The 19,899-nt window shown below is 41.9% G+C and carries 25 protein-coding genes and 1 pseudogene; 13 read left to right on the top strand and 13 right to left on the bottom strand.

What is annotated here, in order from left to right; genetic code table 11:
* Positions 1-69: 69 nt before the first annotated feature.
* Positions 70-1,539: a carotenoid oxygenase family protein gene (locus H6F92_RS18300; protein WP_190359000.1), complete on the top strand. Its 1,470-nt coding sequence runs from the start codon at positions 70-72 to the stop codon at positions 1,537-1,539.
* Between the two features lie 44 nt (positions 1,540-1,583).
* On the opposite strand, the gene H6F92_RS18295 is transcribed toward H6F92_RS18300, so the two are convergent.
* From H6F92_RS18295 to H6F92_RS18265, 7 genes are all read right to left on the bottom strand, one after another.
* On the bottom strand, positions 1,584-2,459 hold the full coding sequence (locus H6F92_RS18295; protein WP_190358999.1) for a Tab2/Atab2 family RNA-binding protein: 876 nt from the start codon (positions 2,457-2,459) through the stop codon (positions 1,584-1,586).
* 248 nt (positions 2,460-2,707) lie between these two features.
* Complete coding sequence (locus tag H6F92_RS18290) at positions 2,708-3,727, bottom strand: glycosyltransferase (RefSeq protein WP_004163274.1); 1,020 nt, start codon at positions 3,725-3,727, stop codon at positions 2,708-2,710.
* 125 nt (positions 3,728-3,852) lie between these two features.
* Positions 3,853-4,155: a DUF3593 domain-containing protein gene (locus tag H6F92_RS18285; RefSeq protein ID WP_190358998.1), complete on the bottom strand. Its 303-nt coding sequence runs from the start codon at positions 4,153-4,155 to the stop codon at positions 3,853-3,855.
* Entirely contained in the window at positions 4,148-4,459 is a 312-nt protein-coding gene (locus H6F92_RS18280; RefSeq protein WP_190358997.1) for a DUF2499 domain-containing protein, read from the bottom strand. Before H6F92_RS18280 ends, H6F92_RS18285 begins: the two co-directional genes overlap by 8 nt.
* Before the next feature lie 171 nt (positions 4,460-4,630).
* Positions 4,631-5,611 carry a glutathione synthase gene (gshB, locus tag H6F92_RS18275; protein WP_190358996.1) on the bottom strand — a complete coding sequence of 327 codons (981 nt, stop codon included), beginning with the start codon at positions 5,609-5,611 and terminating at the stop codon, positions 4,631-4,633.
* Positions 5,612-5,626: 15 nt separating this feature from the next.
* On the bottom strand, positions 5,627-5,887 hold the full coding sequence (gene grxC, locus H6F92_RS18270; protein WP_158201680.1) for a glutaredoxin 3: 261 nt from the start codon (positions 5,885-5,887) through the stop codon (positions 5,627-5,629).
* Between the two features lie 62 nt (positions 5,888-5,949).
* Positions 5,950-6,543 carry a hypothetical protein gene (locus tag H6F92_RS18265; protein ID WP_190358995.1) on the bottom strand — a complete coding sequence of 198 codons (594 nt, stop codon included), beginning with the start codon at positions 6,541-6,543 and terminating at the stop codon, positions 5,950-5,952.
* An 86-nt stretch (positions 6,544-6,629) separates the two neighbouring features.
* On the opposite strand from H6F92_RS18265, the gene H6F92_RS18260 reads away from it, so the two are divergent.
* Entirely contained in the window at positions 6,630-7,070 is a 441-nt protein-coding gene (locus tag H6F92_RS18260) for a hypothetical protein (RefSeq protein WP_041803750.1), read from the top strand.
* Here H6F92_RS18260 and H6F92_RS18255 read toward each other — a convergent pair.
* Entirely contained in the window at positions 7,067-7,354 is a 288-nt protein-coding gene (locus H6F92_RS18255) for a YggT family protein (protein WP_002763635.1), read from the bottom strand. The two genes, H6F92_RS18260 and H6F92_RS18255, sit on opposite strands and share 4 nt — an antisense overlap.
* Positions 7,355-7,544: 190 nt before the next feature.
* On the opposite strand from H6F92_RS18255, the gene H6F92_RS18250 reads away from it, so the two are divergent.
* From H6F92_RS18250 to H6F92_RS18220, 7 genes and pseudogenes are all read left to right on the top strand, one after another.
* A complete protein-coding gene (locus H6F92_RS18250) occupies positions 7,545-7,712 on the top strand; it encodes an aspartate aminotransferase (RefSeq protein WP_242030187.1) in 168 nt (55 codons plus the stop codon).
* Complete coding sequence (locus tag H6F92_RS18245; protein WP_190358993.1) at positions 7,713-8,546, top strand: Rpn family recombination-promoting nuclease/putative transposase; 834 nt, start codon at positions 7,713-7,715, stop codon at positions 8,544-8,546. It abuts the gene before it with no gap.
* A 210-nt stretch (positions 8,547-8,756) separates the two neighbouring features.
* Positions 8,757-9,069 (top strand): annotated as a pseudogene (locus tag H6F92_RS27220) (DUF2887 domain-containing protein); the annotation flags it as partial.
* The gene (locus tag H6F92_RS18235) at positions 9,062-9,883 is read left to right on the top strand and encodes an Rpn family recombination-promoting nuclease/putative transposase (protein ID WP_190358992.1); all 822 of its coding nucleotides are present in this window, start codon (positions 9,062-9,064) and stop codon (positions 9,881-9,883) included. The pseudogene H6F92_RS27220 and the gene H6F92_RS18235, both read left to right, overlap by 8 nt.
* A 4-nt stretch (positions 9,884-9,887) precedes the next feature.
* On the top strand, positions 9,888-10,112 hold the full coding sequence (locus H6F92_RS18230) for an Rpn family recombination-promoting nuclease/putative transposase (protein WP_190358991.1): 225 nt from the start codon (positions 9,888-9,890) through the stop codon (positions 10,110-10,112).
* Positions 10,105-10,944: an Rpn family recombination-promoting nuclease/putative transposase gene (locus H6F92_RS18225; protein ID WP_190358990.1), complete on the top strand. Its 840-nt coding sequence runs from the start codon at positions 10,105-10,107 to the stop codon at positions 10,942-10,944. The genes H6F92_RS18230 and H6F92_RS18225 overlap by 8 nt, the downstream gene beginning before the upstream one ends.
* Before the next feature lie 22 nt (positions 10,945-10,966).
* Complete coding sequence (locus H6F92_RS18220) at positions 10,967-11,209, top strand: RpnC/YadD family protein (RefSeq protein ID WP_190358989.1); 243 nt, start codon at positions 10,967-10,969, stop codon at positions 11,207-11,209.
* A gap of 65 nt (positions 11,210-11,274) precedes the next feature.
* Here the strand turns inward: H6F92_RS18220 and H6F92_RS18215 are convergent, their stop codons facing one another.
* Genes H6F92_RS18215 through H6F92_RS18200 form a run of 4 tightly spaced genes read right to left on the bottom strand, consistent with a single transcriptional unit; the run spans position 11,275 to position 13,925 of the window.
* On the bottom strand, positions 11,275-11,463 hold the full coding sequence (locus tag H6F92_RS18215; protein ID WP_190358988.1) for a hypothetical protein: 189 nt from the start codon (positions 11,461-11,463) through the stop codon (positions 11,275-11,277).
* Positions 11,444-12,622: an LL-diaminopimelate aminotransferase gene (locus H6F92_RS18210; RefSeq protein ID WP_052275352.1), complete on the bottom strand. Its 1,179-nt coding sequence runs from the start codon at positions 12,620-12,622 to the stop codon at positions 11,444-11,446. Before H6F92_RS18210 ends, H6F92_RS18215 begins: the two co-directional genes overlap by 20 nt.
* A 16-nt stretch (positions 12,623-12,638) precedes the next feature.
* Complete coding sequence (locus H6F92_RS18205) at positions 12,639-13,001, bottom strand: thioredoxin family protein (protein WP_190358987.1); 363 nt, start codon at positions 12,999-13,001, stop codon at positions 12,639-12,641.
* Between the two features lie 45 nt (positions 13,002-13,046).
* On the bottom strand, positions 13,047-13,925 hold the full coding sequence (locus tag H6F92_RS18200; protein WP_190358986.1) for an ABC transporter permease: 879 nt from the start codon (positions 13,923-13,925) through the stop codon (positions 13,047-13,049).
* 222 nt (positions 13,926-14,147) lie between these two features.
* Between H6F92_RS18200 and H6F92_RS18195 the strand changes: the two genes are divergently transcribed.
* The 3 genes from H6F92_RS18195 to cobT are packed head-to-tail and all read left to right on the top strand — an operon-like array spanning position 14,148 to position 15,880.
* A complete protein-coding gene (locus H6F92_RS18195; protein ID WP_052426663.1) occupies positions 14,148-14,381 on the top strand; it encodes a hypothetical protein in 234 nt (77 codons plus the stop codon).
* A complete protein-coding gene (locus H6F92_RS18190; RefSeq protein WP_190358985.1) occupies positions 14,369-14,779 on the top strand; it encodes a type II toxin-antitoxin system VapC family toxin in 411 nt (136 codons plus the stop codon). Before H6F92_RS18195 ends, H6F92_RS18190 begins: the two co-directional genes overlap by 13 nt.
* 27 nt (positions 14,780-14,806) lie before the next feature.
* A complete protein-coding gene (cobT, locus tag H6F92_RS18185; protein ID WP_190358984.1) occupies positions 14,807-15,880 on the top strand; it encodes a nicotinate mononucleotide-dependent phosphoribosyltransferase CobT in 1,074 nt (357 codons plus the stop codon).
* A gap of 77 nt (positions 15,881-15,957) precedes the next feature.
* Here the strand turns inward: cobT and H6F92_RS18180 are convergent, their stop codons facing one another.
* Positions 15,958-18,579, bottom strand: coding sequence for an O-linked N-acetylglucosamine transferase, SPINDLY family protein (locus H6F92_RS18180; RefSeq protein WP_190358983.1), 2,622 nt, complete (start codon positions 18,577-18,579; stop codon positions 15,958-15,960).
* A 248-nt stretch (positions 18,580-18,827) separates the two neighbouring features.
* On the opposite strand from H6F92_RS18180, the gene H6F92_RS18175 reads away from it, so the two are divergent.
* Entirely contained in the window at positions 18,828-19,883 is a 1,056-nt protein-coding gene (locus H6F92_RS18175) for a Fe(3+) ABC transporter substrate-binding protein (RefSeq protein WP_190358982.1), read from the top strand.
* Positions 19,884-19,899: the final 16 nt, after the last annotated feature.

The raw sequence follows: 19,899 nt of genomic DNA, 5'->3' as shown, positions 1-19,899 counted from the left end.
ACCCCCTTCTTTTTAGCTCTGGTAGTTTTAAGTTATGTTAAGAAAAGTAAATATAAACCTAAAACTACCATGGTATTAACTCCGACAATTGGCGAAAAATCCTATAATCGTCAGGATTGGCAAAAAGGCTATCAATCCCAACCTAACGAGTACGATTACGAGGTAGAGGACATCGAGGGGCAAATTCCCGCCGATTTACAGGGTACAGTCTTTAAAAACGGCCCCGGTTTACTGGATATCGCTGGCACTGCGATCGCTCATCCCTTCGATGGGGATGGTATGATCAGCGCGATTAGCTTCAATCATGGGCGCGTACATTATCGTAATCGTTTTGTTAAAACCGAGGGTTATCTCCAGGAACAGAAAGCGGGAAAACCCCTTTATCGCGGTGTTTTCGGCACGAAAAAACCGGGGGGAATTTTCGGCAATGCTTTTGATTTGCGTCTGAAAAATATTGCTAATACTAATGTTATCTACTGGGGTAATAAATTACTGGCACTTTGGGAAGCGGCCGAACCCCATCGCCTCGATGCTAAAACCCTTGATACTATTGGTTTAGACTATCTCGATGGTATCTTAGAAAGAGGCGATGCTTTTGCCGCTCATCCTCGCATCGATCCCGCTTGTATCTTCGATAATCATCAACCTTGTCTGGTAAATTTTGCCATTAAAACGGGTTTGTCGAGTGCTATTACTCTCTACGAAATTAGTCCCACGGGTAAGTTATTACGTCGTCATACCCACAGTATACCTGGCTTCTGTTTTATCCACGATTTTGTTATTACTCCCCACTACGCTATCTTTTTCCAAAACCCGGTTGGTTATAATCCTTTCCCCTTTCTTTTTGGGTTAAAAGGTGCGGGAGAATGCGTTATTAATCAACCGGACAAGTTAACTAGGATTATTATTATCCCCCGGGATCCTAACAAAAGAGAAGTGAAAGTTTTAGAAACTCCATCGGGTTTTGTGTTCCATCATAGCAATGCTTTTGAACAAGGGGAGAAAATTTATATTGATTCTATTTGTTATCAATCCTTACCACAACTGGATTCAAATAGCAATTTTCAATCGGTAGATTTTGATAGTTTAGCTCCCGGACATCTGTGGCGATTTACACTAAATTTATCAGAAAATACCGTTACAAGAGAATGTATTCTAGAGCATTGTTGTGAATTTCCCAGCATTAATCCTGCAAAAGTTGGTCGAGATTACCGTTATTTATACATCGCTGCCACTCATCATGCCACCGGTAATGCTCCTTTGCAAGCAATCTTAAAACTGGACCTATTAACGGGAGAAAAACAATTACATTCTTTTGCTCCCCGGGGATTTGCGGGTGAGCCAGTTTTTGTGCCTAAACCCGATGGAATCGCTGAAGATGATGGTTGGTTATTGGTTGTCACTTACGATGCGGCTAGTCATCGATCGAATGTGGTGATCTTAGATGCTAAAGATATCACTAATTCCCTAGCGGTTATCCATCTTAAACATCATATTCCCTACGGGTTACACGGTAGTTGGACCCGACAATGTTTTTAAGTTAATTGTCTAGGGGTGGATTGAAAACCCACCTTTACTAAACTTTACTCTTGAGAGCCTTCTTGTAGTAGCCAAAAACCAGCGAAGGATTCCGATTCAGGGTTAGATTGAATGGCTAAAAAATGCAGATTATTCGCTTTTTGTTTAGCTTCTTCAAAGTTTTTGGCTTCCTTTAAAGTCTCGGCATTAGTGACGTTGACGAGAATCCAGCTATCACTAGCACCCGTTTCTAAACGTAGCACGGGACGGGAACCAGTTTCTAACTTTAAATAGGCCATTTCTAACCCTGACATCCAACCAGCTAAGGGTAAAGCGCGGGGGGAAAAAATAACTAAACCGGGGATTTTTAGATTCTCATCTAATCCCATCCCTAGTATAGGCAAATTTTCTCCGAAGCTAATATCCCAATCTTTTATATCATGAAAAGAAGACAATTCTAGCGTAACAAAAGCCCATTTATCTGCCTTATCTCCCCGGACAGCATCGGGAAGGGGAACAGCATTTAAAGGAGGATAATTCACGGAAGCGGTTTTAGTTAAATTTTGATCATAACCAACTTCTTGAGGATAGAAATTAACCATTCTTTCTTCTATCCATCTAGTTAAAGCATGAGTGCGACGACTAGGGGAAGCGGGAATACCGATATCCTCGCAAGCTTTGCTAATCATGTTATTCATCTGACGACGGAAAAAGCGAATTTTTTTGGGAGTTACTCCCGCTGCCTTGATAGCTGCAGTAATTGCCTCTCCTAACCATTGGGAATTAACCATCGTATTAGGACAATAACTGGCATATTTAAATATTGTATCGGAGGGGCGATCGATTGTTGCCGGAGTTTCACAGATTAATAATTCCCATCTTTTTTTATTATTTTCATCCACCACCGGCCGCGAATAAAAATCAAGTTCCCAAATAGTCATATTTTTTTCAGTTATCAGTTATCAGTTATCAGTTATCAGTTATCAGTTATCAGTTATCAGTTATCAGTTATCAGTTATCAGAACGTAGGTTGGTTTTCATGCTTCAACCCAACACCCGCTCATGTTACGCTACCGCTAACCCATTCTACAAATAATTGTGCCTCCCTATTTAAGTGTGCAGTATGTATTAAGTGGGCAGTATTAAATAGCAGCTTCCTACTGTCTTTTTACTGATTACTGTTTACTGTTCACTGTTCACTGAAAAATCCCCTATTCCCGACAACAGTACGAACGCGGTAGATGGGACGTTTTTGGGATTCATGGTAAGTTCGCATCAAAATTTCTGCCAAAAGACCAAAACAGAGTAATTGTACCCCAGTTAAAAAGAATAACACGGCCAGGATTAACAAAGGTCGATCGCCGATTTCTTGTCCGAAACCGAGTTTGAGAATAGTCAGATAAGTGCCTAAAATAATCCCCACTACCATCGATAACAGTCCGTAGAGTCCAAAAATGTGCATCGGACGGGTGAGGAACTTTTTCATAAAAAAGACAGTAAATAAGTCCATAATCACGCGAATTGTGCGACCTAAACCATATTTACTCTGTCCGAACCGTCTAGCGTGGTGATTAACGGGAATTTCGGTTATTTTTGCCCCTTCAATAAAAGCCAATGCGGGTAAAAAGCGATGTAATTCCCCGTAAAGATTCATATCGGCAACTAATTCGGCTCGATAGGCTTTCAAAGAACAACCGTAGTCGTGTAATTTGACCCCTGTAACCTTTGCTATTAGCCAATTAGCTATTTTTGAGGGTAAAAGCCGTTTTACCCGGTCATCTTGGCGATTTTTGCGCCAGCCACTCACGAGGTCATAACCTTCCTCTAATTTGGCCAATAATAGGGGTATATCATTGGGATCGTTCTGTAAATCGCCGTCGAGGGTAACGATTATCTGTCCCGTGGCATAATTAAATCCGGCAGCCATGGCGGGGGTTTGTCCGTAGTTGCGTCGCAATATTACCGCCTTGAGATCATCGCGATTTTTGGCTAAATTAGTTAAAACCTCGGTGGAACCGTCCTTAGAACCGTCGTCAACACAGATTATCTCGTAGTTAATTTGATAAGAACGCAAAATCGTGGCGATACTCTCGACGAGATGGGGAATACTGTCCACTTCGTTATATATGGGAACCACTACCGATAAAGTCTGGATGGCAGCCTGCGGGTTTGGTTCGTTGACGCTGATGGACGGTGTAATCGGGGACATATTTGACTGACGCGGGGACGTTTTGGGGCGATTGTATCACAATTCAGTTATCAGTTATCAGTTATCAGTTATCAGTTATCAGATGTGAGTTGTCAGTTCACTGATTACTGTTTACTGTTCACTGTTTACTGTTCCCCTTTCTCTGTTTCCTTTTTGGCTAAAATTGCCTGACGAAAACCTAAGACGACGAGAATATTGGAGAGGGTGAGGAAAAGTTCGGCGCTGCCGTGTAACCAATCGACGTTGGCTAATTCTTGACCATAGTGGATTTTAGCGTAGATACCAGCAGGAATGGTGATAAAAACGAAGATTAACAGCACATAAAAGCCAATTAAGGCTAAACGGGGCATTTTTCCTGAACGAGTGATCAACCAAAGAAACCCCAGATAGGGAAACAGGGAAATGGCAAATAAACTCTCTTTATTCATTGTTAACGCTGATTTTACTGGAACGCCACAGCCACCAACCGGCAGCACAGAGGGTAAAATTTCCTAAGACAGTCATGGCTGCCTGTAGGGTGACTAACCAGGATAAGGCACTGATATTATCAAAAAAATGCCATGTACAGGCACACATGGCCCCAATTAAAGCGGGTAACATTCCCCAAGATAACATTCGCCACGATCGATCTCTACTGATTTCGCCATAGGTCCAGACTAACCAGATCGCCGCTATCCATTCTACGACACTCGATACATGAACTATCCACGTCGGTATTGATAAAGCATTCATTTTTTTACAGTTATCAGTTATCAGTTATCAGTTATCAGTGGGTAAGTTATCAGTTATCAGTTATCAGTTATCAGATTTGAGTTCTTATCTCGTTCCCAGGTTCTACTTGGGAACCCTTTATTCAGGTTCTACCTGAAGGATATTTTAATAAAGAGCCTTAAATATTGTGTGTCAAGGCCGAGCCTTGGCACAAGCAAAATTTTCTAGCCATTTAATCACCTGTTGACCTAAACTAACATTGTTTAATCGATCGATCTCGCGAATGCCGGTGGGACTGGTGACATTAACTTCCGTCAGATAGCCACCAATCACATCCAATCCGACAAAATATAGGCCATCTTCTCGTAATTTTGGGGCTAAAGTGGCACAGATTTCTAATTCTCGATCGCTGATTTCTGTTTTTGCTACTCGTCCACCCACGGCCATATTACCGCGAAATTCTGAACCGGTGGGAATGCGATTAACTGCCCCGATCGGTTCACCATTGAGGACAATAATGCGTTTATCTCCTTCTTTGGCAGCTGGTAAATAATCTTGAATCATTACCGGTTCTTGTCCCCATTTTGTGCTAATTTCAATCATTGAATTGAGATTGCGATCTTCGGGACTAAGAAATAAAATTCCCTCCCCTGCTTTGCCACCCAAAGGTTTCATAACTGCCGCCCCTTTTTGATTGACAAATTCCCTAATTGTTGCTTTATCTTGGGAAACAATTGTGGCGGGCATTACCTGAGCAAAGTGAATAGTGTATAACTTTTCGTTGGCATGGCGTAAACCCCTAGTTGAGTTAATTACTTGGGTTTTTTGGGGGTCGATCAGGTCTAATAAATAGGTGGCATAAAGATAGGCAATTGTCACGGGTGGATCTTTTCGCATCCAGACAAAATCGAAGTTTTCTAGGCAGGTAAAAACTGTCTCTTGTCTCTGATACCATTGAGATACAGCCTCCCAATGATTATCTTTTAACTCCACAGGAACCAGTTCAATTTTAGTTAGTTTTGCCCAAGCTTTTCCCGCAATCGCACTGAGATCGATGATGGAAGTAATCCAGACTTCATGACCTAATAATTGGGACGCTTCCATAATAGCTACACTGGTATCATGGCCCGGATCTAGATACTCGATCGGATCGATAATAAAGGCTAGTTTCATTAATAGTTTTTATCCTTAATTCTGCAACAGGGGAGCTAAACCACCACTTCTATCTAAAGCATAGATGTCATCGCAGCCCCCGATGTGTTGATCGTTTATAAAAATTTGTGGTACACTTGTACGACCATTGGCTCGATCGGACATTTTAGCTCGCGCTTCTTCATCACCATCGATACAATATTCGGTAAACTCCACCCCTTTTTTGTTGAGTAATGCTTTAGCGCGGATACAGAAAGGACAGGAACTCCAAGTATAGATCTCAACTTTAGCGGCCATAAAATTTATCTGTTTTCTTTACAGTTCTTAATTTTAGCCGATAACCGAGCAGTGATCTTCCTTCAGGTCAGAAAACGCCAATTAGGGCGATTCCACTGATATATTCCTTGTATTTGCCATTCTTCACCGTTTTGAAAGCGAATACGGCAACTAACAGGGGGGGAATCATCCTCACTTTCATTTACTTCTATTACCTCACAGGGAAACCAGTCGCAACTATCGGCAGCGTCTGCGGGAATCCATTCCCATAATCCATTAGACACCTCGATCGTATCTCCCACCTGTAATTTTTCTCTGGTTAACCTTAATTTTTGTAAATATTCTTGCCAATGAATCGGTTTTATGCTATTCAACCAAGCCAAGCCATACTGATCGCGGATAAATTGTACCGCACCGGAAGGGCGATCGTTAAGCCAATCATTGAGGAGGGAACTTTTCCAAGCTAAATTTTCCCGTTCTTGTTTGAGGATAAATTCTAGTAAAATCTCCCTTTGCATAGATGTTAATTCGTCGAGGGGATTGCCATCAGCGAGGGAATTTCGCTCAAAAAACACCTCTAACAAAATTTCTTTTTGTTGTTGATTGAGAGGACAGAATAAAGCCTCACACTGGAGAAAAGCCGCTTTGAGAGTGGTTTCAATCTCATCTCGATCCATGAAAGTCCTAAAAAAGCTGATTTCAAAGGGTGACGATCCACGATAATCTAAGTATTGGGGAAATCATACCGTAAAATCACTCTTCTATGACACCACGCTCGCTCACCGTTTTACTGCTTTCTGCTCTCTTCTGGCTGTCTAGCTGGCTTATCATCCCTATTGCTCAAGCTTTGACCCCAATTCAACTATTAGATGTATCTTACAAAGACTGTCCCCCCGAATTAGCCGAGGGGAGTGTCACCAGTGGAGGAACCAGTTTTCCGGCTAATTGTTTTTTAATCACCGGCAAAGCTAAAAATAATTCTGGAAAAACCGTCTATGATGCCGATGTTTTTGGTCGGATTTACGATGCTAACGGGGAACCGGCTTTACAAAATCGTAGCCGAGTCGGGGCAATTCCCGAAGTGCCACCGGGGATTAGTGATTTCGAGATCAGAATTTCTGTTTCTACCAATCAACCAACCCCCTTGCGACTGGAAAAATTCAAAGCTTCTGGTTTTACCAGTAGTGTGGATCCGCGGATTTAGAAACTGCTACTGACCAGACTGCTGGCCCCTGTGGCTACGACACTCTGAACAACGTTGAGCAGCAGGAACGCGAGAATCGGGGACAAGTCCATTCCGCCTAGGGGTGGGATAATCGAGCGAAAGAGGTTTAAATAGGGATCGGTAATCGGACTGAGAAAAGACATAATCTGATAGGCCCAACCAGCATTTTGGAACCAAGTCAGTAAAACCCTAACAATTAGGATTACCGAGTAAATTTGCAGGAAATTGTTGATTATCGTCAAAATAAACCCTATATCGCTCATAAATAAATATTCCCTCAAGAGGGCGTGATGGTTAGTTTAGCTTTGATCTTACCAAAAAAATCGTCTTTAGTTACTCTCGCCGCCCTATCTTAGTGGTTTTAACCAGCTATCGGCATTCCTGGTGGTTGACACTCCCGTTACCTAAATGCGTGGGGATTCTTGGACGGAATCTTACCTTCGGAGTGACATCATGAGAGAATCCGTCATCTATCAAGATATTTTAGAGGAAGGAGAATTATCCGCTAAATTAACCTCTATACCCCGATTATTGTCCTTAGGATTAAGTCTAGAACAAATTGCCCAAGCTTTAGACTTAAATATTGAACAAGTACCACAAGTCATTGAGGGACAAAATTGAGTGAAAAGGGACAGTATTTTCTATCGTCTCTTTGAGACTTTTCCTGAAAGTTTCTTTGATTTGCTCAATCTTCCCCCGGAAACCGTCAATCATTATCAATTTTCCTCCCTAGAAGTCAAACAACTCGCTTTTCGTTTAGATGGGGTCTTTCTTCCCGATAACCTGAATGACCCGATTTACTTTGTTGAGGTACAATTTCAAAAAGATGAACGGTTTTACTCCCGCTTTTTTAGTGAAATATTTCTCTATTTTCATCAAAGCGAGTTAAGCCAGAATTGGCAAGGGGTAATCATTTATCCTCATCGGGAAATTGAAAACAGTCCCAAATCTCGTTATCAAGAATTCTTTGAGTCAGGACGGGTTAACTGTTATTATCTGAATCAGTTAGATGAGGGGGATTCTCTGGGGGTAAAAGTGTTACAATTAATTGTGGAATCGGAACAAAAGACCTTAGAACAAGGAAAAGAACTGATTCAACAAGTTAGACAACAATTCCAGGAGTCTTTAAAAAGGCAGGACATTCTCGAATTAATTGAGACAATTCTCATTTATAAATTGCCCAAATTAAACCGTAAGGAGATTGAAAAAATGTTTAGTTTAAGTGATTTAAGAGAAACTAAAGTCTATCAAGAAGCTTTAGAGGAAGGCAAAGAGGAAGGGGAATTATCTGCTAAAAAAAGCCTGATTTTGCGTCAGCTAAACCTAAAACTAGGTTCTATTCCTTTAAAGTTAGAACAAAAAATTAAACAGTTAAATCCTAATCAATTGGATAATTTAGCCCTTGCTTTATTGAATTTTTCGGATTTGGAAGATTTGCAACAATGGTTAAATTAAATAAGGCTCTTCGGTTTGTGTTATGCAATGGACGGGGGTTATAAGGGATGGAACCCTTATATAGAAAGGCATTTAGCGATTTTTGTCAATTGTTTCTTATCTAGAGCGAACTAATCAATTAAGTCTCTTGCCAGATAAGGATTTAGTCGATTTATGCCCCCCTATCGAACCATAACAAGTAACGAAGAGCCTTAAATAAAAAAGCCTTAGATTAAACAATTTACGCAACAATTCACGGATAGCAGACAAAAGAGAGGACATTCTCGAATTAATCGAGATAATTCTCATTTATAAATTGCCCAAATTAAACCGTAAGGAGATAGAAGCTATGTTTAGTTTAAGTGATTTGAGGGAAACTAAAGTCTATCGGGAAGCTTTAGAATAAGGCCAAGAAGAGAAATCTCGACAAATTGCCCTAAAAATGCTATCTGCTGGCTTTTCTATCCCAGAAATTGCCCGATTTACCGATTTATCCCCCGCAACTATCGAGGAATTACAAAGACAAAACGCTCACGATGTTTGATAATATTTGTAAATTTATTGCCGAAAACTTCTCCGATGATCTAGCCACTTGGTTATTGGGTTCTCCCCTCTCCTTAACCGTCCTCGACCCGACGGAATTACAATTAGACCCCATTCGGGCCGATTCTCTGATTTTTTTGCAGTCAGAGGAATTAATTCTTCATACCGAGTTTCAAACCGACCCCGACTCCAAAATTCCCTTCCGAATGCTCGATTATCGCATTCGCGTCTATCGTCGTCATCCCCAAAAACAAATGCGTCAAGTGGTAATTTATCTGCGACGCAGTGATTCCCCCCTAGTGCAAGAAAATACTTTCCGTCTGGGGGAAACCTTTCATTCCTTTCAAGTCATCCGTCTTTGGGAAGAAAATACACCGCAATTTTTTCATCATCCCGGTTTATTACCCTTTGCCATCCTCAGCAATACCGATGATCCCGAACAGGTGTTAAGTCAGGTGTCCCGTTCTCTAGAAACTATCCCCGAAAAACAGGTGCAAAGCAATCTCGCTGCCGCTACCAGTATTCTCGCCGGGTTAGTATTAAATCGAGAGACGATTAAAAATATTCTTCGGAGTGACATTATGAGAGAATCCGTCATCTATCAAGATATTTTAGAGGAAGGCGAGGAAAAGGGACTACAAAAAGGACGACAAGAAGGATTGCGAGAGGGAAAAGAGGAAAAAGCTCGACAAATTGCCCTAAAAATGCTATCTGCTGGGTTTCCTATCCCAGAAATCGCCCAATTTACTGATTTATCCCCTGACGCGATCGAGGAATTACAATCGAGAGACGATCAAAAAAATTCTTCGGAGTGACATTATGAGAGAATCCGTCATCTATCAAGATATTTTAGAGGAAGGCAAGGAAAAAGGACGGCGAGAAGGCGAGGAAAAGGGACGACAAGAAGGACAAGAAGAGAAATCTCGACAAATTGCCCTAAAAATGCTTTTTGCTGGTTTTTCTATCCCAGAAATCGCCCGATTTACCGATTTATCCCCTGACGCAATCGAGGAATTACAAAGACAAAACGTTCACGATGTTTGATAATATTTGTAAATTTATTGCCGAAAACTTCTCCGATGATCTAGCCACTTGGTTATTGGGTTCTCCCCTCTCCTTAACCGTCCTCGACCCGACGGAATTACAATTAGACCCCATTCGGGCCGATTCTCTGATTTTTTTGCAGTCAGAGGAATTGATTCTCCATACCGAGTTTCAAACCGACCCCGACTCCAAAATTCCCTTCCGAATGCTCGATTATCGCCTTCGCGTCTATCGTCGTCATCCCCAAAAACAAATGCGTCAAGTGGTAATTTATCTGCGACGCAGTGATTCCCCCCTAGTACAAGAAAATACCTTCCGTCTGGGGGAAACCTTTCATTCCTTCCAAGTCATCCGTCTTTGGGAAGAAAATACACCGCAATTTTTTCATCATCCCGGTTTATTACCCTTTGCCGTCCTCAGCGATACCGATGATCCCGAACAGGTGTTAAGTCAGGTGTCCCGTTCTCTAGAAACTATCTCCCAAAAACAGGTGCAAAGCAATCTCGCTGCCGCCACCAGTATTCTCGCCGGGTTAGTATTAAATCGAGAGACGATTAAAAATATTCTTCGGAGTGACATTATGAGAGAATCCGTCATCTATCAAGATATTTTAGAGGAAGGTAGAGAGGAAGGTAGAGGGGAAGGCGAGGAAAAAGGACTACAAAAAGGACGGCGAGAGGGCGAGGAAAAGGGACTACAAAAGGGTAAAGAAGAAAAAGCTCGACAAATTGCCCTAAAAATGCTATCTGCTGGTTTTTCTATCCCAGAAATCGCCCAATTTACCGATTTATCCCCCGACGCGATCGAGGAATTACAATCGAGAGACGATTAAAAAAATCCTTCGGAGTGACATTATGAGAGAATCCGTCATCTATCAAGATATTTTAGAGGAAGGCGAGGAAAAAGGACTACAAAAAGGACGGCGAGAAGGCGAGGAAAAGGGACTACAAAAAGGCTTGCAAGCGGGTAAAGAAGAAAAAGCTCGACAAATTGCCCTAAAAATGCTATCTGCTGGTTTTTCTATCCCAGAAATCGCCCAATTCACCGATTTATCCCCCGACGCAATCGAGCAATTACAAAGACAGCAGCACAATTAAAGCTTTTAACCGCAAAGGGTGGGGAATTAGCAAAATTTTGGCTCATCTCCGCACCCCAAGCGCAGTTAACGACGTTTAGCGACGCAATGCACCACTAAACCACCACCTAGTATGTCTAATCCGATAACACCAGAAGGTTCGGGAGTGGACACATTACCAATATCACCCGGAATATCAGCAGCAACAAGGCGAAAGTTATCGATTGCAGCATAACCACTGCTTAGAATATCGGTTTTATCCCAAAAAAGCCCCAATTTTCTCCACGGCAGCCTCTAGAATATCGGGATCGTGAACTAAGGCAAAACGCACATAACCCTCACCACCCTTACCAAAACCAGAACCGGGGGAAACAGCGACACCGGTTTGGGCCACCAATTGCCGACAAAAATCGACGGAATTACCCGGCCAACTGGGGGGAATTTTCGCCCAAACGTACATAGTGGCGGCCGGGGTGGCAACTGGCCAACCGATGCGATTTAGGGCATTAATAAACACATCCCGGCGTTTTTGGAAGATAGCGACGGTTTCCTTGACTGAATCTTGATTACCGGTTAAAGCAGCGATCGCACCGTTGAGAATGCCCAAATACTGATTAAAATCAACCATGGCTTTAATCTGTCGCAAAGCCATAATTAACTGCGGGTTGCCAATGGCGAAACCGATGCGAAAACCGCCCATATTATAGGACTTAGAAAAGGTAAAAAACTCGATCGAATTAGTTTTAGCTCGATCGGCCTGTAAAATTGACGGGGGGGGCGATGTTCCCGCAAAAAAGATGTCTAGATAGGGAAAATCGTGGATTAAGACTAAATTATGCTGACGGCAAAAATCAACCGCTTTTTGGAAAAATGCCAAAGGCGCAATCGCTGTGGTGGGATTATGGGGATAACTCAAGACCATCAGCTTCGATTGTGCCAGCACTAGCTCAGGAATGTCCTCTAAAACCGGCAGAAAGTCATTTTTTGCCAAAATTGGCATTCCGTAGATTTGACCGCCGGCAAGGGCAACACCGCCTAAATGGGAGGGATAACCCGGATCGAGGAGTAGGGCAAAATCCCCGGGGTTGAGAAGGGCCAAAGGTAGATGGGCCGTGCCTTCCTGAGAACCAATCAGGGGTAAAACCTCCGTTTCTGGATCGATGGGGACACCAAAGCGATCGCTATACCAGTTAGCGGCAGTTATGCGGAAGTCTCTGGTCCCATTATGGAGTAAATAGCCGTGGGTGTGAGGATCGTGGAGAGATCGCTCAATAGCATCGACAACATGGGGAGCAGCCCCAAGATCGGAGGAACCGAGCGAAAGATCGATAATGGTATTACCCGCTTCTCTACTGGCAGCTTTTGCCCGATCCATATCGGCAAAAACGTTGGATTGTAGTGCCTGTAAGCGGTTTGCTAGGGTTAAGTTATTCATAACCACAGATACCTAATTAGCTGACATAGGTATCGATAAAAGATTGTAATTGTGGTTTGCCGATCGCCCCTTCATGAGTGGCAATAAGTTTTTTATCTTTAAAGATGCGTAAAGCGGGAACACCTTCCACCTTGCATTTAGCCACCGAGTCGGGGTTAGGGTCTATTTCTAGTTTAACTACTTTTAGCCGTTCGTCGTAGGTTTTGGCCACCCAATCGATCGAGGGGGATACCAGACGGCACGGACCGCACCAACTCGCCCAAAAATAGACTAAAACGGGTTTTTCGACCTCAAAAACCTCTTGGTCAAACTTCTGATCGCTAATGACAGTTACGCTACTCACAGTATTTATTTCCTCACCATCGCTACTGATTATCATAGAGGTTCTGGGTACTTTTCGGCAATTATCCAGTTCCACAGTTCCTCAAACATGAGGATCGAAGACATCGCGTAAACCATCACCGATAAAATTAATACTTAACACTGTGATCACGATAGCCAGAGCCGGAAAAATGACCAAGTGGGGGGCAGTTGTCAAGTAATCTTTAGCTTTAAATAACATTTGTCCCCAAGTCGGCACATCGGGGGGGAAACCCAAACCCAAAAAACTCAGGGTTGACTCGGTAATAATCGCATTACCCACGGCTAAAGTGGCTGCTACGATTATCATTCCCAAAACGTTAGGTAATAAATGCACCCAGATTAAACGGAAAGGAGTGGCCCCTAAAGCAATCGCGGCCGAGATAAACTCCATCTCCCGTAATTTTAATAAATTTCCCCGCACCAATCGCGCCACCGACATCCAATTTAAACCCCCGATCACCAAAACCACGAGGATAAAAATACCCGTTTCCGGTCCGGCGATTTTTTTGATACTATCGCGAAATAGATAGACAATTAGCAAAAGTAGGGGTAATTGGGGCAAAGATAGAAATAAATCCGTTAATCGCATCAATAAGCCATCGATCGCCCCCCCGTAAAACCCAGAAATAGCCCCGATCGCCGTCCCCAGAATCATCGCCACCATCATAGCAGCAATCCCCACCGCCAGGGAAATTCGACCCCCCACCAAAATCCTCGCCAATTGATCCTGTCCCAGATCATTAGTCCCGAAAAGATGTTTTAAACTAGGGGGAGCAGTGGTTTGACTAAAATCAATGGTATCGATAGGAACTCGATAGAAAATCGGACCGAATAGGACAGCAAAAATAATTATCATTAATGCGATCGCTCCTATTACCGCCAGGGGATCTCGGTAAAAACGTCGCCAAGTATCGATAATTGCAGAAGACAGGGAAGACATAAGCTGTTAAGTGTTTAAATTACTTTTTGAGACGAGGCACTCTTGCATTGGGGGAGATTCCGCTAATCTAAGAATAAACGGTTTAAATGAGTCTTAGCTTACCAAATGCGGAGAAAGTTTTTAGTCTGCTGTATTTTAGGTAAAATCTCAAGATGAGTCCCTTTATTGAAGGAACCGTTGTGTTATAATATAACTCAAGTTCAGAAAATAGAGAGTAAAACTATGACTGTTAAAGAACTTATTCAAACAGCAATTGATAATCTACCTGAAGAACAACTGGATGAACTTTATCAATTAATTAAAAATTTCACCGCCAGCAAAAACAACTTATTAGAAGAAAAAACATCCTTATTTAAACGGCGTTTTCCAGTGGAGAATATGGTGGGTAAAGCTAAAATACTAGGTGATATAGTCAGTCCTATTGTAGATGAAGAAGATTGGGAATGTCTGAAGTAATTGTGCTTGATACTCATATTTGGTTGTGGTTAATAAATGGCAATTTTGACAGATTTGCCGAGCATTGGCTAGAAAAATTTGAGTTAGCAGAATCTCTCGGTGTTTCACCCATTTCTTGTTATGAAATAGCCCTTGCTAACCAACGGGGAAGATTAGAATTAAGTTATCCCCTTCAAGAGTGGATTCAACAAGCTTTAACAGTAGCTAAAATAGATATATTTTCAATTACCCCAGAAATTGCCATTAGAGCCGTTAATTTATCTCCCATTCACAAAGATCCTTTTGACCGTATTATTATGGCTACAGCCTTAGCATACGGGGCAAAACTGGCTAGTATTGATAACTTATTTTCTAAATATGTCGAAATCAAAGATCATCTCATGGAGAGAGGGAAATAGTGATAAGTAAGAGGACAAAATCAACAGATGATTAAAATTTACACGGAAATCGAACAGGGGCAAAATTGGTTAGAGCGCCATCAAAAATCTTGTCCGATATTTGCCCTAGTTTTAGGCTTTACCGAGACGGGATTAATCCCCGGAATCTCCACCGCCGGCGCCACCCCGGAAGATAGAAAATATACAGCGATCGCCGATGCCGAATTTATCGTTAAAGGAGTTTCACCCCATCCCCGTTATCCCTTACCACCCCTAACGGTGGGAGCCTCCCCTGCCTATATTACCCGCGCCGTAGTGGAAAAATTAGCTATTCCTGTCCGGGTTTTTAACGCCGGTTTACCCTTGCCCCCGGCCGTCGATTATATCGAACTAGGGGGACAACCGGCCCGTTGTCTCTCCACCGGCCGCGCCCTAGATCTCGACATAGTAAAACACCTGTTCGCCCAAGGACTAACCTGGGGAGAAAAATTAGCCCGGGAGTCTAGTTATCTAATTATCGGCGAATGTGTGGTGGGTGGCACCACCACCGCCCTCGCCATCCTCACCGGATTGGGTTATGGAGCCAACGGCAAAGTTAACAGCAGCCATCCCCAGTGCAATCATGCTCAGAAACAGGCAATAGTTGAGCAGGGATTAGCCCAAAAAGAAATTTTTGATCCTTTTGAGGTAATCGCCGCCCTAGGCGATCCTCAGCAGATTTTCGTCGCTGGCATGGCGATCGCCGCCAGTGGGCAGGGTGGGGTACTTCTTGCTGGGGGAACCCAAATGTTAGCCGTTTCTGCCCTAATTCAAGCTCTAGTAGCTAAATATGCCTATCCCGTTAACTGGGAAAATATCATCGTCGGTACAACTCGTTGGGTAGCGGAAGATAAAACGGGGGATACGGTGGGATTAGCCAGCATGATCGGAAAAATACCCTTATTAGCCACACAATTAAACTTTTCCGCCTCTAAATACCCGGTTTTGCAAGCTTATGAACAAGGTTTCGTCAAGGAAGGAGTCGGTGCGGGGGGATGCGCGATCGCTGCTTATCTGTACCAGAATTGGACTAATCAAGATTTGCTCAAAGCGATCGAAAATTTAATCGGGTTTCAACTATAGCAGTTATCTTAATGATTTCGTTTGGGGGAGTCGGTCGTCGGATGTGAGTTTTTTAAATTTTATCTAGCTCTAAAGTTTTATTTACCTTCTCCTACTAGAGATTGATAAAATCTTTCTAGACTTTCTACAGAGGTTTGATCGTTAAATACTGTATCGATATTCACTTTAGTATAATCTTTGATTGTTTGTCGCCATTGATTATCTAAACCTAAACGGATAGCAATTTCAATATAGTGATTTTTATCCGTAGCAATTGTCTCGGTTATGCCTAATTTTTTCAAGATAGCATAGGAATGTCGTCCGCGCATAAATTCCCCGGGACAGGTAACAACTGGAAGCTGACAGGCAATTGCTTCGAGGGTGGTATTTCCTCCCGACCAACTTAAGTTATCTAAATAGATGTCTGCTAATAAGTTAAGCTGAAAATAATCATTTTGTTCTAATTGTGGCATCATTACCCCGTAATTTTGCCAATTGAGTCCATACTTATTAAAAGCTTGACTTAATCTCGACTGAAAGCAATGGGTCACAAATTCGCTACGATGGCAGATAAAAATAAATTTGCTGTGGGGAACTTGTTGGGCAATTCTAGGAAAAATATCGTCATTTTCTGGCAGATATTTAAATAAACTTTGACAGTTTAAGTAGATGATTTTATCCTCGGCTAATCCCATCTCTAAACGAGTTTTCCTCTGGGGAGGAAGGGAAGGTTTGGGATAGGCAATACCTAAATTGGGTAAGCGAATTAATTTTTCACTGTAGTGATTATCTCCCTCGGTGGGTTCCATTAATTCACTGGAGATAAAATAATCAATGGTTGGTAATCCTGAGGTGATGGGATGGCCCCAAGTTACACATTGTACTGGAGCTAAACGTAATCCTGCTAGTTGAGTAGTACGAGCATCCATACCAATATCTAAATAAACGAGAATATGTAACTGATTATCTAAAATATGTTGGGCAATTTTTTCCCCACTGACTAGATTATCAAACTGATAAAAATAATCACTTTGCTGTTGATATTCTCTCGTAAAATTATCGAAGGTTTTATTAATATCTATTCCATAACAATAAATTTCAAATTGTTCTCGACTTCGCCACTGCAACCATCCTTGAAAGAGTTTCGCTACCGTGTGATGACGCAAGTGAGCAGAAATATAGCCAAGACGAATTTTTCCCGTCGGTATGGTTAGGTTTTTCACCCAATTGGGAAAGTTAGCCGAGGTAATTTTATAAACTAATTCCCCATATTTTTTTTGTAGTTCTAAATCATTTTGACCTTGATATTGAAGATAAAAATTAGTTCTTAATCCAATACTTTTCCAAGCCTCCTGTTGTTGATGAGTAGTGGTTAAATCAAGATTAGACAAGATATTATCTAACTGTTTCTCGTAGTTCGATCGATATTGCATAATATCTGCTTGATTTGTGTAAACTATCGGCATTAACCGCATTAATTCTAACTTCAGAGATAGGTGATCGGGAAGATACTCTAAAGCTGATTTACTGGCTTGAATTGCTACCTCGATCGGATAATTATTTTGTAGTAACCAAATTAGGCGCAAATGTAAATCAATATTTTTTGGATGATAGCTAATGCCTTTTTTATAAACTTCCAAAGCTTGTTTTTCTTCTTTGAGAATGAGATAGCAATGGGCGCAATTTAAATAAAAGTTGCTATCTTCTACTTTAATTGCTAATAATTTTTGATAATAGTTTAGTGCTAATTGATAGAGTTTTCTTTGATAAAAATAATCACCTGAGTAAAGATCGGCAATTTGTTGGTCAGCTTGCAGGATTTCCCAAAGGGAGAGATTTTGACTAATTTCTCGTCTATCTCCTGCCAGTTGTTGGGCAGTTTTATAAGCATTTTTTGCTTCTGTCCAAGCTTGTTTAACTAAATAGACATTGCCTAAATTGATATAAAAAGGATAAAAATCAGCCCGGCTATTAATCCCCTGCTGATAGAATTTTTCGGCTGACTCTAGCTGCCCTAATTTATAAAATAAATTGCCCAGTTTATTATAAGCATCGACAAAATTGGGATTGAGTTCAATCGCTTTTTGATAAGCTGATAAAGCTATATCTAAACGCAATTGTTTTTCTAGCACCAAGGCCATAGTATAATGATATAAGGCTTGATTTTCCTCTAAGTTAATGGCTCTTGCTAAACAGTTAAAAGATTCTGTTAGTCGGTTAATTATATAGTATAAGTATCCTAAATCGTGCCAGATGTAAGCTAATTGTTCACGCCAAGATAAAATTCTTAAGTAAAAGTCCTCAGCTAAAGTATATTCTCGCCGATTAATTGCCTCTTGCACCTCTTGAAGACAGGAGTTAATCGCAGTCAGCGCATAATTTTCTATCTCTTCATCCCCTTCTATTTCTTCTAATTCTAGCCCCTGGAGATAGATTAATTTAGCTTGGCCAAACTGCCAGCAATCGAGATTTCTAATTATCTCTTTTTTGAGGAGCAGAATTAAATCTTGACTAGACTCTGATTGTAATAGCCAAAATAACCAAATTTCTTGCGCTGTTGCTTGCTGCCCTAGCAGCAGATAAGCTAATCCCAGATAGGGATAATAATCAGTCACTTCCGGATGAACCGCCAGCGCTTGTTGACAGAATAACAATAATTGATTATAGTCTCCCGATGCTAACATTAGCTCGATCGCTTGTTGGTGATTACTGTTGATCATTATCTTTGACTCTCGTTGCTCTCATTCCACAATAGCCTCGATCGAGCTTAGGGTAACATCTTAAGCTTATTGAATTTAAATAGCGATAGATTCGAGGATTTATTAGCCTCATTTACACAAAAAACCCTGATTTTACCAATATTTTCCCCCATTTACCGCCCTAGCCCGACAAGTAATTTCTCGTACAGATAAGAATTATTCTCAATAGCTGTACAATAGGAAAAGACAACTTTGCCAAGAATCGAGCAATGAACGATAAAATAACTCGGAGAGTCTTTCTAGGCGCGGGAACAGCCACCTTAGCGGTAGCAGTGGGTCAATTAGGGAAAATAAACGAGGTTTCCGCCCAAACTAAACAATTAAACCTCTATTCCTCCCGTCACTACAACACCGACCGACGATTGTATGACAACTTCACCCGACAAACGGGAATAAAAATTAACCTCGTCGAAGGGGAAGCGGACCCATTAATCGAACGAATCAAAAGCGAAGGCCGCAATAGTCCTGCTGATATACTCCTGACGGTAGATGCGGGGAGACTATGGCGCGCCGACCAACAGGGAATTTTTGCCCCCGTCAATTCCCGCATTCTTACCCAAAGAATTCCCGCTAATTTGCGTCACCCCAAAGGTCACTGGTTTGGGTTTAGTAAACGCTTGCGGGTAATTATGTACAACAAAGACAGAGTTAACCCCAGAGAAATCGATTCCTATGCAGACTTAACCAATCCCAAATGGAAAGGAAAAGTCGTCACCCGGTCATCTAGTAACATCTATAGTCAATCTTTTACTGCTTGGTTAATCGACATCCAAGGGGAAGCGGCCGCAGAAAAATGGTGTCGGGGATTAGTGGCTAATTTTGCCCGTCCACCCCAGGGAAATGATAAGGCACAAATCGAAGCTGTCGCCGCAGGAATTGCCGATTTAGCCCTAGCTAACACCTATTACTTAGCTGGGTATGCCGAAGAAAAAGACCCCGCTAAACGGGCAATTTATGACCAAGTAGGCGTAATTTTCCCCTACCAAGCAGGCCGCGGCACTCACGTTAATATTAGCGGTGGTGGTTTAATTAAAACTGCCCCGAATCGAGAATCGGCGATTAAATTTTTAGAGTATCTTTCTAGCAATGAAGCACAGAACTTTTTTGCTAAGGGTAATCGCGAATATCCCGTCGTTCCAGGGGTTGCTTTAGACCCTTTCCTAGCCAAACTCGGACGCGGTAAAGAAGATACCGTTAGTGTGGCTAATTATGGTCCTAATTTAGCCAAAGCAGTACAGGTAATGAATCGCGCTGGTTGGAAATAAGTTATCAGTTATCAGT

Source organism: Microcystis wesenbergii FACHB-1317 (assembly GCF_014696875.1).
GTDB lineage: Bacteria > Cyanobacteriota > Cyanobacteriia > Cyanobacteriales > Microcystaceae > Microcystis > Microcystis wesenbergii_A.
This window is presented reverse-complemented; position numbering and strand designations above follow the sequence as displayed.